This is a genomic window from Vibrio sp. SSH13-20, assembly GCF_040104475.1.
Lineage (GTDB): Bacteria > Pseudomonadota > Gammaproteobacteria > Enterobacterales > Vibrionaceae > Vibrio > Vibrio harveyi.
On the sequence record NZ_JBECOU010000006.1, the window covers coordinates 141,934 to 157,887 of the forward strand.

Here is a 15,954-nt window from a genome sequence, read left to right on the forward strand (position 1 = left end):
TTGATTTCAATTTTCTAATGTGAATCAATACGCATTTTGGTGAGATATGGAGCAAACTTTGGTGATTATTTTGCCAGATTAATGTCTTCTTACTCTCTACGAAACAAATAGTTAAGATTTTTCTGTACGCTGTGTTGAGGAGTAAGGATGCTCAAAAAAACAACCGCACTTGCCGCGGAAATCGATTGCTCATGGCAAAAGCAGTTCAGTGTGAGCTGTAATTTGTACAATGGCTATTCTTATGACCCTCACTATTGGCAAAAGTTCTCCGATCTTTGCGCTGTATTTTTATATCAATCAGACGCCGTTACGTTTATATCTTGTCCCCCTAAATTATGGGAACGAATTAAACATTTTCAGCCAAGTGAGCTGGAGAGAAAACTCAATAATAAACAAATGTTCTGTGAATATGATGATGTCGACTACTATTTATTTAATGACGACAACGTCAACAAAGACGATGGGATAATTCCTCTCTCGATCGAATCTGATCTCGAATTACTTGAATCTTTTGTCAGCCGAATGAGCGAAGAAGATATCCTTAAAGCGGACTTTGACCTCGATAGCCATTTTTTTTACGGCATATTTGACAAAAATGAGCTGGTCGCTGTGCTTGCTTCTTATTGTTATAAAGGGAAAGAGCCGTTTGAGTCTTTATCCATATTGGTTTCTCCTGAAGTAAGAGGAAAAGGGTATGGAAAACGCCTGCTCAGTCATTTAATCAATGAAGTGAAGTCGAGGCAGCGCAAAATTAGGTATCGAGTAAATAGTGAAAATACGCCTTCAATAAGGCTCTGCCAGTCTTTGGGGTTTGAAGCGTACAGTCGTCAAAGAGTGTTTACTCCGGAGTAATGAGAAAGGCAAGCAATGGGATATACAGTTAGAAATGCAGTGAGAGATGAAGCGGATCAGATCGCCAAAATACACGTTGATTCATGGCAAGTCGCTTACCGAGGATTAATGCCGCAGAGTTACATTGACCAATTTACTCGAGAACGTCGAGAGCGTATGTGGACGCGAGTAATGACGGAGCAACTGGCCAATCTCATTGTTGTTGAGAAACAGAAAGAGATCGTGGGCTTTCTAAGTTATGAACTGCCTGATCACACCAGCGAAGACAAGACGGCAACGGTTACTTGTTGCTATGTTTCGCCTTTATACTTCGGGCAGGGCGCTGGCAGTGCTCTGATTGATGAATTAGAAACTCGCTTACTCTCGACACCAGTGATGCAAATTAGCCTTAAGGCGTTAGACACCAATAAACAAGGGCTTAATTTCTATAAGAAGTGTGGCTTTGTGCGATCTGGAGAGGAAGAGTCGGAGGTTATCGATGATATGACGCTCAACGACGTGACGCTGGTGAAGTACATAGCACGAACATAACTTACTGATGAGAGTGTTTAATGCGGTGTTTGAAGAAAAGCACTATCGGTAATGAAAAGAGAATTGAGAAAAGAGTAGGGGGAGATTTACTTCTGTCCTAAATAGTAAAACCCCGGAGGTGGTAAGTCTCCGGGGTTTTGAAATTTTTTAGATGTCTCGGTTGGTAAGTCCGATAATCTTTATGCAAAAGGTTTGGATTTTATCCGTTAATTCCTTGGTAGGGAATTAGATACGGATGAAGTCCATGTGCTCAACTTTTGGCTTGTAAGCGTGACGTTGAACGTCTTGTGGCTTAACTTTAACTTCAGCGCCGTCGATCACTAGAACGATACCTTCGTAGAACTCAGGCTTGTCCATTTGGTTAACGATGTCGTCGTGGTTAAGAACGATAGCAACTGCTGCTTCTTCACCGCCGTATACAACTGCAGGGAATTTGCCAGCGTGACGTAGGCGGCGGCTCGCACCTTTACCTAGTTCAGTACGTACTACTGCTTCGAATTTCATAGTATTTACTCTCAAATTAGTAAAAAATAAAACTTTACAAACACAATGCGACCTTGTGTTCGTAGTAAAGCTTGAAACAGGAACTGTTCAAGCGAGCGCGGATACTATCATCCTGCTCTACATTCAGCAACCAAAATTGTACCTAAATCACCAAAAAGCCAGTAATTCTTCGTCAAGAAGAGTGTCTGTTTTGTGGTGTCGGCAAAACTTTGTCCGCATTGCGCTGATTTTAACCTATTTGGCTTTTTGTCAGTACGTTTTTATTTGCCTAGGACTCAATTCTCTTTCCAAGTTAATTCATTCATTAACGACATCTGTTATTCACAAAATGAACGCAAAATGAATGTTGACCTCAGTAACCGTTAAGTCAGTCGGTTCTATTCTCCATCGTACATAAACGGACAACCTCAATGGAGCACATTATGAATCCTATCAGTATCGTGATTATTACCCTCAATGAAGAAAAACGTATTGGTCGACTACTTGAAGACTTAACCAAACAAACTCACCAGAACTTTGAAGTGATCGTGGTGGATTCGAACAGCGAAGATTCGACACGTGAAGTTGCACAAGCTTACGAAAGCTCATTGCCAGAACTGACAGTGCACCGCATGGATACGCGTGGTGTCAGCTTAGGTCGTAATACAGGTGCAGAACTGGCGAAGTATGAACGTATTCTTTTCTTAGATGCCGACGTGCGCTTACCAAGTGATTTTCTGAGCCGTGCAATGAGTAAGCTTGAGGATGCGAAGTTGGAAGTTGCTGGTGTTTACATGGGCTCAAAAAATCTGCCAATGGCACATAAGTTGGGTTATGGCATGTTTAACGCGGGATTGTTTATTACTCAGTACACATTCCCAACGGCGGTAGGTGCTTGTATTTTCTCTACCAAACGCGCACACAAAGAGATCAACGGCTTTGATGAGTCTATTACACTTTGCGAAGATTGTGATTACGTAAAGCGCGCTTCTAAAACATGGCGTTTCCGCTTCTTACCGATGACGTTTGAATTCGATCCGCGCCGCCTTGAACAAGACGGTTTCTTTAAGATGGGCATGACCTATTTCAAAGCCAATGTACGTCGATTCTTCTTTGGCGAGATGCGTAACAACGAAATGGAATACAAATTCGGTCACTACAAAGATCAACATTCGTAATCGTCGGAGGCTGCATGCTGGAAGCAATCAGTCTGTTTTTCGGAGCATTTCTGGATGCAACGATTGGACCTAACCTCTTTGTCCCGGGCGAGCCGTTTTTGCTCGCTGCGGGCTATCAATTGCACCAAGGTGTGATTTGGGGCGTTGTCGCCGTTTTGTTGGGCGGTTGGATTGGCGATCAACTCAGTTACTTTATTGGTAAGCGTTCTGGCTCTAAAGCACAGAAGAAGCTGATTCGTTGGCAAGCCAAGACAAGGCGTCCAATCGCTCGTTGTCGTTTGTTGATGAAAAAACGCGGCAATGCCATTTTGATCTTTGCACGCTTACTCGGACCTGTTGCTTGGGTCGTGCCATTTATGGCAGGTACTGCGAATGTTAGTTGGAAGCGTTTTACTGTCTGTTCATCAATTGGATTGATACTTGGTGTTGGGCAATTTGTCGTTGCTGGGTATTTGCTTGCTGCGGGTCTTAACACATGGATTCCACTTGATTCCATAAAGTTCATCCTTGTTGAGCATAAGCTTCTTATTGCCTCAGTACTCATCGCTTCTGTATTCGCTCTTGTGGCTTGGAAGAAAAACTGGTCACGTAAATGGACAAAATCCCTAACGGCTTTAGTGTTATGTTTAGTTGCTGCGAATTATGGACACTTTTTCTATCTAGCAGATGACAATATTGAACAACCCGGCGTTACTGAAAATCAATCGATAGTCCTTAATGATATCTGCTTTAAGGTTTATCCGGGGCGCTCGAATGTGTTTGACGCTCAGGCAGTCAACTTGGTGTACGTCGGAGAATCCCCGCGAAGCCTAATGCAAGAGCTCGGCTGGCTAGAGAATCAAACCTTTTCAAGAAACGACATTGAATTGGCAGACTATGTGAGCTTATTGAAGCAGAAGCTGCCGCCCGTTTCTGATTTGTTTTGGAATGGCAAGCCACAGTCGATGGCATTCCAAGAGCCCGGAAGTTTGTTAAAACGCTCTCATGTTCGCTGGTGGCAAGCAGGGTTAGAATCAAAGTCTGGTCAACCGATTTGGGTCGGAGCGATTAGTTACGATGACGGTCTCAAGTTGGCGCATTACTCGGGTATTGTGACGGTGTTGCATCGAATAGATCCTAATGTGGACAGCGAAAGAGACCGTCTAGCGAATCAAATTGAAGTCAGTCATTTAGCGCTAGTCGGAGAGTTACATTCGTTAGCGCAACCTGTCGCAATGGATAGTAAGCACGACTATTATTCGGATGGGAATGTGCTGTTGATTAGTGAACCATCGCTAGCATTAAACTTACCCAATCAAAGCGCTATTTAGATATACCCAAGCATCTTGAGGTTACTTGGGTATATAAAAATGGCACCTAGCGAATAAATCGATAAGTGCCATTTTAAAGTAATACTGTGAGTGACTGATGTAAGCTGACTTAAGCGCGGCTCTTTTGCAGAATCAAGGTGGCTTTTAACCCTCCCATTTTACTCTCTGATAATTCAAGTTGACCGCGGTAACTGTGCGCCATTTCACTGACAATGTTTAAACCTAAACCGGATCCTGGCGTTGTTTCATCCAGACGGTAGCCACGCTTTATTACTTGGCATAATTGCTCAGGAGGAATACCCGGACCATCGTCTTCAACAATGATATGAATGTTGTCTTTATCTAACGTTGAATGCACACGAATGATGCTGTTCGCCCATTTGTAGCCATTTTCCAGTAAGTTTCCCACCATTTCATCCAGATCGGTTTTCTCTACGGCGACGTTCAATTCAGAATCAAGCTCGTTAATCAGTGTGACGTCACGATGTGCGTAGACCTTGTCAAACGCCATGGATATGGCATCAACGCGCTCTGAAGGGTTCGATTTCACCGAAAGAATGTTCATTGAACCAGCCATACGAGCGCGACCTAAGTGGTAATCGATGTGTTGTTGGATCTGTGTGATTGGCGCGTTCAAGCGTTCTTGTTCTTCAGGCGTGAAGTTTTGTACTTCGTTTTTTAAAACAGAAAGTGGTGTTTTCAGCGCGTGAGATAAGTTTCCTGCATGATTGCGTGCACGTTCAAGTAGCTCTTGATAGTGAAAGAGCAGGGCATTAAGGTCAGAAATCAAAGGTGAGATTTCTTTCGGGTACTCTTCTTCCAAGCCTTTCTTGTTGCCTGATTTCAGTTCGGCTAACTCTCTTTGCAGCTTGGTTAGCGGACTCAATGACCAGGCGATTTGCAGCAAGATAACCGCAAGAACACCAGCAAAGAGCAATCCTAAAATGATCCAAAGCTGCCCAGTTAAAGACTGAATCGTGCCTTCAATTGGATCTTCGTCAATGCCAATGATGACATCAATAGGACCATCGTAGTCCGGTAGATAAAGGGTCTTTTTCAACGTGATAAGTTTTTCATCACGTGCGCCAAAGGCGTCTTTATCCAATCCTTTGTACTCAATTTTCTTATCCCATAGTGAACGCGAACGTTCTAGACTCGTGTCCGTTGATGCGCTCCAGTAAAGACCACTGTATGGACGATTAAATCTTGGGTCGGAAAGTTGAGTAGGAAGGGTGAGTTGACCTTTACTGTCGACTTCGAGCTGGGCGGCAATCTCGTCCATGTAGACATTCAATTGGGAGCGAGTGTCGTCCACCATATAGCTGTAAACTTGGGTTGGGATCGTGACGCCCGCCGCGAGGATCATCGCTGTGAGCCAAACGACCGCCGCTAGCACTAAGCGGCTTTTGATGCTCAGCCGCTTAAGAATGTGCATGGGAAGTTTGCTTCTATTCCGCATTCAATTGATACCCTAAACCGCGGACGGTTTTGATGATTTTTGGGGCGATCTTCTTGCGAATACGACCGATAAACACTTCGATGGTGTTTGAGTCACGGTCGAAGTCTTGCTTGTAGATGTGTTCTACCAACTCGGTACGAGAAATGACTTTTTCTGGGTTGTGCATGAAGTACGCGACCACTTTATATTCTAACGCGGTTAAGCTTACTGCTTGCCCTTGCCACAGCACTTTTGATGAGCGCGTATCTAAACTTAAATCACCAATCTGCATGACAGGTGAGGCGTTACCTGAAGCACGGCGTAATTGAGCGCGAAGGCGAGCCGTTAGCTCAACCATTTCAAATGGCTTGGTTAGATAATCGTCGGCTCCGGCATTCAAACCCTCAACACGTTGAGATAATGTGTCACGGGCACTCAGAATTACCACAGGTGTATTAATGTTCTCGTCTCGAATGCCTTTCAAGACCGTCAGACCATCGAGCTTTGGCAAACCCAAGTCGAGCACAATCGCATCCCATTCTTCAGAGGTCGCACGGTAAAGCGCGTCGATACCATCTTGGGAAAGTTCTGGTACCCAGCCATTGTTTTCCAACGTTTCTAAAATCTGTTCGCCTAGGCGAGGTTCATCTTCGACAACAAGTATTTTCATATTCTTTCTTCTAATTATGTTTGGATATCGGTTACTGCGGCTTAAGAGCTTTATTGAAGTTACGCCCTTTGATCTCGAGCATCTCTAGTGTGGCAGCGTCGTATTCCACTTTTATCACACTGTCATTGAACAAGATTTTCAGCTCGTAAACCCATTCGTCATCGTCTTCTTCGAGTTCTACTTTAATAATACGCCCATACAAATCATTCTCCACTGCTGCGTACATATCGGAGAATGGGCGAATGTAACCTTTTTGAACGGCACGATAGACTTCATCTTGATCTTCATCGAATTCAATTCGAGTTCCCGGTTTCTCAACGTCACGAACGATGGCATGACCGTCTTTTTCATCATGATGATCATGGTGAGATGCAAAACTTGGTGCTGACAATAAAAGTGGCACTAAGCCTAGCAGCACGGGAAGTTTGCGCGGAGTGAAGGAGGTAGACATAGCAAAGCCTTTTTCAATGAGTTACGACGATTATATCGTGCTGTACATGAACAGAAAGTGAATTCGTGAGCATTCGCTTATCTTAGTTCGTCGTCAAAGATCTTATCGCGCAGTTTCCAAAAACGCCCTGACTTTCTAGCAATCACGAATTGTGGCAGACGGAAACGATGCTGGTTTGCCACGACTCTGGTTGGCGACGCCTCTTCAAATGGACGATGTTTGTCAGCAAGGTGAGGGCGTACAAACTGGTCTTTGAAGATTTGCTTCTGTTTTTTGGTATTCAGTGACCAGAACTCGTGAACCAGTGCATTTCCTTCTCCTTGATAGGTTTCACCGGAATACGTCACTTTCAACTGTGATTTGCCATCACTGGACTTAAATACTGACAAGTCCATTTCGGTACATTCAAAGATCAGCGCATCTTTTAGGTTCAATGCTTCCTTGAGCTTTTTGTCTGGATCAACCAGCGTGGCATCACACTCATGACAAATACGCGCTGCAATGTCGTTATCAGCGCCACACTCGCCGCAATATTTAGCTCTAAATCGATAACCGCAATGCTCACGTTCTCCGGTCTCATCGTCCTCAAAATATCCTTGGCAACGACGACCAAAGTGCTCCAGCAAAAAGCCATTGCTATCCAGTTTTCCCCAGAAGTTGTTATTAAAGCCGCAAGCGGGGCAAGGGATGGTGATGATTTCGCTAGTGGAATCTGGCTTCGGATCGCCCACTTCAGGCTGATATAAATCATAGCTGTTGCCAGCGTAATCCAGTACGAGACATTCTGATTTGCCTTCCGACAGACGCAAACCACGACCAACAATTTGTTGATACAAGCTGACCGACTCGGTTGGGCGCAGAATCGCGATTAAATCCACATGTGGTGCATCGAAGCCCGTGGTTAAAACGGACACGTTAACCAAGTACTTTATCTCACGATTCTTGAACGACTGAATAATGGCATCGCGCTCTGGTGTTGGCGTGTCACCAATCACAATCGCGGTTTCGCCTTCAGGCAATAAACCATGGATTTCTTGTGCATGGCGAACTGTAGCTGCAAATACCATTACGCCTTTGCGTTCTTTGGCGTATTGAATGATTTGTTCAACGATCTGTGGTGTCGCTCGCTTAGCTTTGTCGATCACCATGTCCATCTCAGCTTCTTTGTATCGACCTGTGTTTGCTGGTTTGAGTTGTGAGAAGTCATAAGATAGGACTGGCGCGTCCATCATGCGAGCTGGTGTTAAGAAGTTTTCATCCAGTAAGTAACGGATAGGGAGTTCGAAGATACAGTCACGGAAAAAGCGTGACTCTTCCGTGCGAACTTGTCCACGGGTGTGATACTGATAGATCCAGCCCATGCCTAAGCGGTATGGGGTTGCGGTTAACCCCAAAACTTTAATGCCTGGGTTGAGTTCTCTTAGGTGCGTAATTACTTTTTGGTAGCTACTGGTTTTTTCGTCTGGCACGCGATGGCATTCATCAATCACTAACAAGGAAAATTGATTCTTGAAAGAGTCCAGATTGCGCACTACTGATTGTACAGAAGCAAACACCACTTGCTGATCGGTTTCTTTACGTCCAAGACCCGCTGAGAATATTGAGCCTTTCAGTCCATAGCCTTCGTACTTGGCGTGGTTCTGTTCCACCAGCTCTTTTACATGAGCAAGTACTAGGACGCGCCCTTTGGCAAGTCTTGCTAGCTCTGCAATGACCAAGCTTTTACCTGCTCCTGTAGGCAGCACAATGACTGCTGGTGTGGTGTGTTTACGAAAATAGTGAATCACCGCTTTAACAGAGTCGGCTTGGTATGGTCGAAGGGTGTACATGAAAATCTGTGAAATTGCTCAACTATTCGAATTAGGATCGCTATAATACCCGACCTTAAACATTAGAGGTATTCATGCGTTTAGATAAATATTTGTGTGATGGGCTGGGTGCGACTCGCAAGCAGGCAACGAAGATCATCAAAAGTGGCGAAGTGACCGTTGATGGCGAAGTACAAAAGAGTGGTGCTTTCAAAGTGCCAGAAGGTGGTGTGGTTGAGTGGGAAGGGCGCGAAGTTGGTGCTCCTGGTCCTCGTTACATTATGTTGTACAAGCCTGCGGACTTTGTGTGTTCACATGAAGATGGGCATAACCCAACCGCATTCGTGTTGCTTGATGAGCCAAAGGTAGAAAACCTACACTTTGCTGGTCGCTTGGATGTGGACACTACTGGTCTTGTGTTGATCACTGACGATGGTCAATGGTCCCACCGTATTACGTCGCCAAAACACAAATGTGAAAAGACGTACCGCGTATGGCTTGTGGATGCGATTCAACCTGATTACGTTGAAAAGTTTGCCGAAGGTATTGAGTTACGTAATGAACGCGAGCCAACATTGCCTGCCCACCTTGAAATTGTAAACGAAGCTGAAAACGAAGTGCTGTTAACGATTGTGGAAGGTAAATACCACCAAGTGAAGCGTATGTTTGCTGCGCTCGGCAACAAGGTTGAACACCTTCACCGTGAGCGTATTGGTTCAATTGTGCTTGATGAATCGCTTGAGCCGGGTGATTACCGATTCTTAACAGAAGAAGAAGTCGAATCAGTAGTGAAATGATTCACTCTGGTTGGAAGTAATTGCTGTTCTGGGAAATTGTTTAATTCCTGATAGGAACTAGTGTTTTGGTAGGAAATCGCTCAGAATGGGGATTCCTACCAAATAAGTCTTAGTGTCTGAACAAGACGCGCATTCGCCGCTCATAAACGCAGGCAGAACTGTATTTAATCTGAGAAAAGTCTTTTCTCTTGTTGGTCCTTACTGACGATAAGTACAGACGGTGTTAACGTCGTCGCCTCTTCGTTTTAGCTCGGTTACTTTTTCGTTCTGCATACTCATCATGCAGGTTTTAGCGTCGGGTTAGGCAAGACCGCCTTGGTATACTTTCGTCTTTTATGATCTTCTCAATAGTAAGGATACTATGCACTGTCTCCGTGATTGTTACGGATTCGGGGTAAGGGAAGCGTCAATCATCTATCTCAATCAATGTGGAATGTTGATGGGAGGACACAACAAGAGGTAAGGCAATGACAGAAAAAGCCCAAAGTGCTCCCCAGTCACAAATCAGTTTTTTATTGTTCCTTGTACTCGGTGCAATTGGTGCGTTGACGCCACTTGCTATCGATATGTATTTGCCGGCTATGCCAACCATCGCTAAAGATCTTGGTGTAACCGCAGGTGCTGTACAGATTACGTTAACGGCTTATACAGCAGGCTTCGCAATAGGTCAGCTGATTCATGGTCCGTTAGCCGACAGCTATGGTCGCCGACCTGTACTCATTTTAGGTGTGCTCTTTTTTGGTTTGGCAGCGGTAGTCAGTGCAACGACTAACGGTATTGATGCGCTTACTTATGTGCGTACGGCACAAGGTTTTGCTGGTGCGGCAGCGGCTGTGATTATCCAAGCGGTTGTACGAGACATGTTTGACCGTGAAGATTTTGCGCGTGCAATGTCATTCGTGACGTTGGTGATCACGATTGCACCTTTGGTTGCACCGATGATTGGTGGTCACCTCGCGATCTGGTTCGGTTGGCGTTCAATCTTTTGGGTGCTCGCTATCTTCGCGGTTGTGGTGATCTTGCTTGTTCTATGGATGATTCCAGAGACATTGAAACCAGAAAACCGTCAGCCATTAAGATTCAGAACCACGATTCGTAACTATGCACGTCTGTGTTCTAACCCTGAAGCGTTAGGGTTAATGCTCTCAGGTGCGTTCTCGTTCTCAGGCATGTTTGCATTCCTGACTGCGGGTTCATTTATATATATCGATTTATACGGTGTTCGGCCAGACCAATTTGGTTACCTATTTGGCTTGAACATTGTGGCAATGATCATCATGACCAGTCTCAATGGTCGCATGGTGAAAAAGGTCGGTTCCCATTTTATGCTGCGCTTCGGTCTAACCATCCAGTTGATTGCTGGTATTGGACTGTTTGCTGGTTGGATGCTTGATCTTGGTTTGTGGGGCATCGTGCCATTTGTAGTGCTGTTTATCGGAACCTTGTCTACGATTGGTAGTAACTCGATGGCGCTGCTGTTAAGTGGCTACCCAACAATGGCAGGCACTGCATCTTCACTTGCTGGTACTCTGCGCTTTGGCACAGGTTCATTGATTGGTGCGCTTGTTGCAGCAATGCCCGGTGGCGTTGCGTGGCCGATGATCGTTGTTATGTTTGCTTGTTCAGTGCTGTCTGCACTGTTTTATTGGACTTTAGGAAGAAAGGCGTAATGTCTAATTACACCAAAGAAATTCAAAATTTAGTTAACGCTGCTTTGGCAGATTTAGACCAAGAGCATCGCTCTGGTAAATTGGCAAATGCACCAGTAGCGAACAATCATTACTTGGTTCGTTGGGTAACCAAGGCGCTGAAGTCACAGCGTTTTGGTCGCACTGTGGGTGATGATCTAACGCGTTGGCAAAAAGCAGGTCGCTCAAAAGGAAACGATGCTGGTTTGCTATTTATCTTTAAACGTATCTCAGGCTTTTACGCGCAGTTTTTCCCTGAAGGTGAAGAGTCTAAAGTGATCAAAGATTCTGACATTGAAGCGTTTCTTGATGCGATGGAGCAAGCGGGCTGGGAAGTGTCAACTTCTGAGCAGTTAGTTGGCTGCGGTAAAGTACAAATCTACACAGAAGGTCAAAACTCACTAGCCTTATGTGCTGACCAGTGTGAAAGCTGTTTTGATGGTGAGCTGTTGGTAAAACCGATGAGTTGGTTTGTTCGCGGTAACCACGCAGAGTTCGTTGAAAAAGCATCGCAAGCAGGTTACATGGTACACAAGGTCACTGATTACAAATCGATGGTGAAATACCACGGTGAGTACCTTATCTTCCCTGCGAACGAAGGCAATCAATTGGCAGAGATTCCACTGTCATTTAAAGCAGACTAATTCATCTATCGCATCATAAAAAATCGGAGCCTGTGCTCCGATTTTTTATATCCGTGACTTATCGATCTTATTTATGGCATGTACATGTCATTCAGTTTAGTCACTTGCTTATGCTTTCTACGCTTGATGAAGTAGTTAGAAACCACACCGAACATCAAGACCAGACCACAGAACCCGTACACTTGCATGATAGTCGGATCGCTTGAGACAAAACCGAAGTCTGAGAACATTACGTAAGCGCCCAATACCATGTAGATGATGACCGCTGATGCTTCAAAGCGGAATGACCACGGCGTCACATCGATATTCTCATTTACAGGCATTACGTAGTCTGTTTCACGTGGCATGAAGTGACCAATCGCAAACATCAGAGCAGTACACACGACGAATAGAATCGCCAATTGGTGTAGGAAGTGGATTGGTGTACCAAAGACCAATTGCATCGCAGCGTAAGAGCTAACAAATACGACCAAAGCAACTTTAGCGGCAATAGCCGGTACACGTTTGGAAATGTAGCCTACAAATACGATGGTGAAGATAGGCACACTAAAGAAGCCCGCAACCATTTGTAGGTATTGGAACAAGCCTTCTGGTGCGTACATGATGAAAGGGGCAATACAGACCGAAATGATCGCAATGATAACGCCGAAGATACGACCTTTCCCGACTAACTCTTCATCCGATTTGCCTTTGCCAAATAGTGGCTTGTAAACGTTCAAAGCAAACAAGGTTGTTGAGCTGTTCAATACACCGTTAAAGGTACTTAGGATTGCGCCGAACATGACCGCAACAAAGAAACCAACAAGCGGCTTAGGCAATACCTCGTTCACCAAGCGTGTGTACATCGTGTCTGGGTTGCCTGCATCTGCGCCAAACATATGGAAAGCAATGATGCCCGGAATGATTAGGAAAAGTGGAGAGATAACTTTAATCGCACCCGCGAGAATCACACCTTTCTGACCTTCTTTCAGGTTCTTCGCGCCAAGTGCACGTTGGATAATAGATTGGTCAGTACCCCAGTAGTACAAGTTCACCAACAATAGACCTGTGAACAGGGTAGAGAACGGCAGTGGATCGGTTTCTTTACCTACGGATTGCAGCTTTTCTGGGGCGGCAGTCAGCAATACGTCTAAACCTTCCATAAAGTTACCGCCGCCTAATGCCATCAGACCAAATACAGGGATCATCAAACCGCCGGTGATCAAGCCTACGCCATTGATCGTGTCTGCAATTACCACGGCTTTTAGACCGCCGTAAATCGCGTAAAAGAAACCCAGCAAACCAATAGTGGCAGAAATAAGGGCGATAGAGCTGAACTCAGAAATGCCCAGTAAACCTTGCACATCAAAGATTTCGCCCAGTACCACTGCGCCAGCGTAAAGAGTGGTAGGTAGAATGTTGATGACGTATTGGCACAAGAACAACAGGGTAACGAACTTCTTCACCGACATGTCGTAACGGCTTTCTAAGAAGTCAGGAATGGTGGTGATGCCTTGCTTGAGGTAGCGAGGAACAAGCAGCAGCGCAATGATAACCAGTGTAACGCCAGAGGCCACTTCCCAGCCCATCACACTCATGTTGTGGGTGTAGGATTGTGCACTCATGCCAACAAAGCTGGTAGCACTCAGGTTGGTAAGAATCAAGGAGCTGGCAATCAGCCCACCTGTTAAGCTTCGTCCACCAAGGAAGAAACCGTCTTGAGAGGTGTTTTTATCGTTTTTAACTTTGCTGTAAGTGAACACCACAACAAAGCCTGTAAACAGCAAGAACGAAAGTAATACTGTAATAGACATTTTGTTTCCTTAACAAGTTAAGCAATTAAGTTTTGCTTGTTAGTTGTAGGGTGTCCCTCTAGCGCGTATAGGAGTGTTTTATCAGGAACAACGCGAAGTTGAAACCCGGTCGCTAGAGGGCACAGATAGAGGTTTACATTTTCTTAAGGTGTACAATCAGTGCCGATTCTGGGTCGAGAATCGGAAGCGTCACCCCAATTTCCTTTAAGTTATCGCCACTTAGTGCCAGGGTTTTGTCTAACCATTGCGGACGTTGCTTCATCAACTGGAAGCTGGTCTTTGGCATTTCAACAATCTTGACTTCGTAACGGGCATTTTCATCCGCACAACTGACGCGGAGTGGAGATGGCAGCGCATGATTTGGCATTGCTAACTGACACACCGTAATCAGCATCTCTTGTCCGTTCTCAACGCCATAGATGTTCTGGTTTTGATCGGCAGGGTCGATGCGGAAAGTACGTCCCGAATGAAGCAAATCGCGATACTGTTTGTGCAGTTGAATGTAATGAGCAAAAGCCTGTTTTTCTTCCGTGCTTTCTTTTACTGGATCGAGCTCCACACCCATGTGACCACTTAACGCCGTCACGCCACGCATGTTGATCGCATGGCGACGATTGGTTGAGTGACACTCTGCAGGACCAATGTGAGCGCCCATAACTTCAGGTGGGAAGAAGTAGCTCATACCACGTTGAATCGCTTGACGTTCCAGCGCATCGTTACAATCAGAAGCCCAGAAACGGTGAGTGCGTTTAAGGATTTCAAAATCAATACGACCACCACCCGAAGAGCAAGACTCAATTTCAACCGCAGGGTGCGCAGCTTGAAGCTCGTCCAGCAAGCGGTAAAGCGCTTTAGTTTGACCATGCACAGCAGGTTTACCTTGGTGCCCTGGTTGAACCAATTCACGGTTCATGTCCCATTTCAGGTAACCGATGTTGTAACGAGTCAGTAAGTCATTCAAACGTTCAAACAGGTAGTTGAAGCAATCTTGGTTTTGCAAATCCAACACGTATTGCCAGCGACCGGAGGGCTGGTGGTAGCCTTGCAGACTTAATACCCAATCTGGGTGTTGGCGATATAGATTTGAGTCTTGGCTGACCATCTCTGGCTCAACCCAAAGACCAAACTCCATGCCTTTGTTGTTTACGTGCTCGATGACAGGCTCAAGACCATTTGGGTACTTTGTTTCATCCAAGTACCAATCACCAAGCGCTGCGCGTTCGCCATCACGACCAATGAACCAACCATCATCAATGATGAAGCGCTCGACACCCATCTCGGCGGCTTCGGTCGCCATCTGCATGATGTATTCAGGTTTATGATCGAAGTAGATGCCTTCCCACGTGTTTAAATGAACAGGACGAGGCTTGTTGTTTGGAAATTGAATAATATTGGCACGAACGAACTCGTGGAATCGCTCTGATATTCCATTCAAACCTGAGTTACTGTATGCCGCGTAAAGCCATGGTGATTGGTAGGTTTCACCGCTTTGTAGGCGCTTTTCACCAGACAACAGCAGTTCACCTGCTTGAACAAAACGGCGACCGTCACTACGAACATCGGCACGCAGTTGATGGTTACCACTCCAACCAAGATGGAAGCCCCAAACTTGTCCCAATTGTTCACTAAAGCCATTAGTGCCTGCGAACAAACCTGGGAAGTTTTCGTGAGAGGTGCGACCGCGACGGTTTTCTTGCATAAAGCCACCATGCTCAAAGCTCAAACGCTGAGTTTGAAACTCATGGCACCAGCGTCCGTGAAACGTCATCAGCTCGTTTGCATGGTTAGGAAGTGGCAGGGTAGAGGAGAGCTTACCCAAGCAATACTCACCGGCAGTCGTGTTTTTTACGGTGATGCGTTTTTGTACCACATCACTGTTAAAGTCCAGTTGTAGCTCAATCAATAATTCAAGACCGGCAATGTCATCTTGTAGGGTAAATGTCGCGCTGTTGTCATCGTGCTCTATGGATGTGGTTGTGAACACGGGAGCCCAGTCTTCGCCATTGCGATGTCCCTCAATCCCAGGCGCATTAAAGTGACCACTACCAAGCTCAGGACAAAGTGATAACGGCACGTCGACATCAAGGCGAGCCTGAGATATAGGGCGCTCGGTTGAGAGCATTAAATCGGGATCGATCTGAGCGATTTTTGCGCCCCAATGAAGGATTTCAGGAACACGATCCACTTTAATGATCATGCTGTGATTCTTGGATTTTAAGTGAACAATTTTTTGCATGTTGTTTCTCTGTTTTCGCAAACATTTAGTCTGCAAATAATCATGCGCTTGTTTGGTTTTATTTCGATTGAATAG

General features: G+C 45.3%; 14 protein-coding genes. 7 read left to right on the forward strand and 7 right to left on the reverse strand.

Annotated elements, in window-relative coordinates; translation table 11 throughout:
- Positions 1 to 147 precede the first annotated feature (147 nt).
- Together ABMY42_RS18085 and ABMY42_RS18090 are read left to right on the forward strand one after the other, a co-directional pair.
- Positions 148 to 852 (forward strand): GNAT family N-acetyltransferase, encoded by a 705-nt coding sequence (locus ABMY42_RS18085; RefSeq protein ID WP_047513592.1) that lies wholly within the window; start codon positions 148 to 150, stop codon positions 850 to 852.
- Positions 853 to 867: 15 nt separating this feature from the next.
- Positions 868 to 1,383 (forward strand): GNAT family N-acetyltransferase, encoded by a 516-nt coding sequence (locus tag ABMY42_RS18090; RefSeq protein ID WP_005450623.1) that lies wholly within the window; start codon positions 868 to 870, stop codon positions 1,381 to 1,383.
- 225 nt (positions 1,384 to 1,608) lie between these two features.
- On the opposite strand, the gene rplY is transcribed toward ABMY42_RS18090, so the two are convergent.
- Positions 1,609 to 1,887 (reverse strand): 50S ribosomal protein L25, encoded by a 279-nt coding sequence (gene rplY / locus ABMY42_RS18095; protein ID WP_005450622.1) that lies wholly within the window; start codon positions 1,885 to 1,887, stop codon positions 1,609 to 1,611.
- Positions 1,888 to 2,309: 422 nt separating this feature from the next.
- On the opposite strand from rplY, the gene ABMY42_RS18100 reads away from it, so the two are divergent.
- Together ABMY42_RS18100 and ABMY42_RS18105 are read left to right on the forward strand one after the other, a co-directional pair.
- Positions 2,310 to 3,044 (forward strand): glycosyltransferase, encoded by a 735-nt coding sequence (locus tag ABMY42_RS18100; protein ID WP_005450620.1) that lies wholly within the window; start codon positions 2,310 to 2,312, stop codon positions 3,042 to 3,044.
- 14 nt (positions 3,045 to 3,058) lie between these two features.
- A complete protein-coding gene (locus tag ABMY42_RS18105; protein ID WP_349266598.1) occupies positions 3,059 to 4,354 on the forward strand; it encodes an LssY C-terminal domain-containing protein in 1,296 nt (431 codons plus the stop codon).
- A gap of 109 nt (positions 4,355 to 4,463) precedes the next feature.
- Here ABMY42_RS18105 and ABMY42_RS18110 read toward each other — a convergent pair whose 3' ends face one another.
- From ABMY42_RS18110 to ABMY42_RS18125, 4 genes are all read right to left on the reverse strand, one after another.
- Complete coding sequence (locus tag ABMY42_RS18110; protein WP_045488294.1) at positions 4,464 to 5,813, reverse strand: ATP-binding protein; 1,350 nt, start codon at positions 5,811 to 5,813, stop codon at positions 4,464 to 4,466.
- Entirely contained in the window at positions 5,803 to 6,462 is a 660-nt protein-coding gene (locus tag ABMY42_RS18115; protein WP_005442273.1) for a response regulator transcription factor, read from the reverse strand. Before ABMY42_RS18115 ends, ABMY42_RS18110 begins: the two co-directional genes overlap by 11 nt.
- A 31-nt stretch (positions 6,463 to 6,493) precedes the next feature.
- Positions 6,494 to 6,913 (reverse strand): hypothetical protein, encoded by a 420-nt coding sequence (locus tag ABMY42_RS18120; protein ID WP_005450617.1) that lies wholly within the window; start codon positions 6,911 to 6,913, stop codon positions 6,494 to 6,496.
- A 77-nt stretch (positions 6,914 to 6,990) separates the two neighbouring features.
- Positions 6,991 to 8,742, reverse strand: coding sequence for a DEAD/DEAH box helicase (locus ABMY42_RS18125; RefSeq protein ID WP_009698138.1), 1,752 nt, complete (start codon positions 8,740 to 8,742; stop codon positions 6,991 to 6,993).
- Positions 8,743 to 8,816: 74 nt separating this feature from the next.
- Here ABMY42_RS18125 and rsuA point away from each other — a divergent pair, with 74 nt between their 5' ends.
- From rsuA to ABMY42_RS18140, 3 genes are all read left to right on the forward strand, one after another.
- Positions 8,817 to 9,518, forward strand: coding sequence for a 16S rRNA pseudouridine(516) synthase RsuA (gene rsuA / locus ABMY42_RS18130; RefSeq protein WP_009698137.1), 702 nt, complete (start codon positions 8,817 to 8,819; stop codon positions 9,516 to 9,518).
- A gap of 467 nt (positions 9,519 to 9,985) precedes the next feature.
- The gene (locus ABMY42_RS18135; RefSeq protein WP_005450614.1) at positions 9,986 to 11,188 is read left to right on the forward strand and encodes a Bcr/CflA family multidrug efflux MFS transporter; all 1,203 of its coding nucleotides are present in this window, start codon (positions 9,986 to 9,988) and stop codon (positions 11,186 to 11,188) included.
- Positions 11,188 to 11,850 (forward strand): DUF2913 family protein, encoded by a 663-nt coding sequence (locus ABMY42_RS18140; RefSeq protein WP_009702485.1) that lies wholly within the window; start codon positions 11,188 to 11,190, stop codon positions 11,848 to 11,850. Before ABMY42_RS18135 ends, ABMY42_RS18140 begins: the two co-directional genes overlap by 1 nt.
- A 71-nt stretch (positions 11,851 to 11,921) precedes the next feature.
- Here ABMY42_RS18140 and ABMY42_RS18145 read toward each other — a convergent pair whose 3' ends face one another.
- Positions 11,922 to 13,643: a solute:sodium symporter family transporter gene (locus ABMY42_RS18145; RefSeq protein WP_029789440.1), complete on the reverse strand. Its 1,722-nt coding sequence runs from the start codon at positions 13,641 to 13,643 to the stop codon at positions 11,922 to 11,924.
- Positions 13,644 to 13,776: 133 nt separating this feature from the next.
- The gene (locus ABMY42_RS18150) at positions 13,777 to 15,879 is read right to left on the reverse strand and encodes an alpha-galactosidase (RefSeq protein ID WP_349266599.1); all 2,103 of its coding nucleotides are present in this window, start codon (positions 15,877 to 15,879) and stop codon (positions 13,777 to 13,779) included.
- Between the last annotated feature and the right edge of the window lie 75 nt (positions 15,880 to 15,954).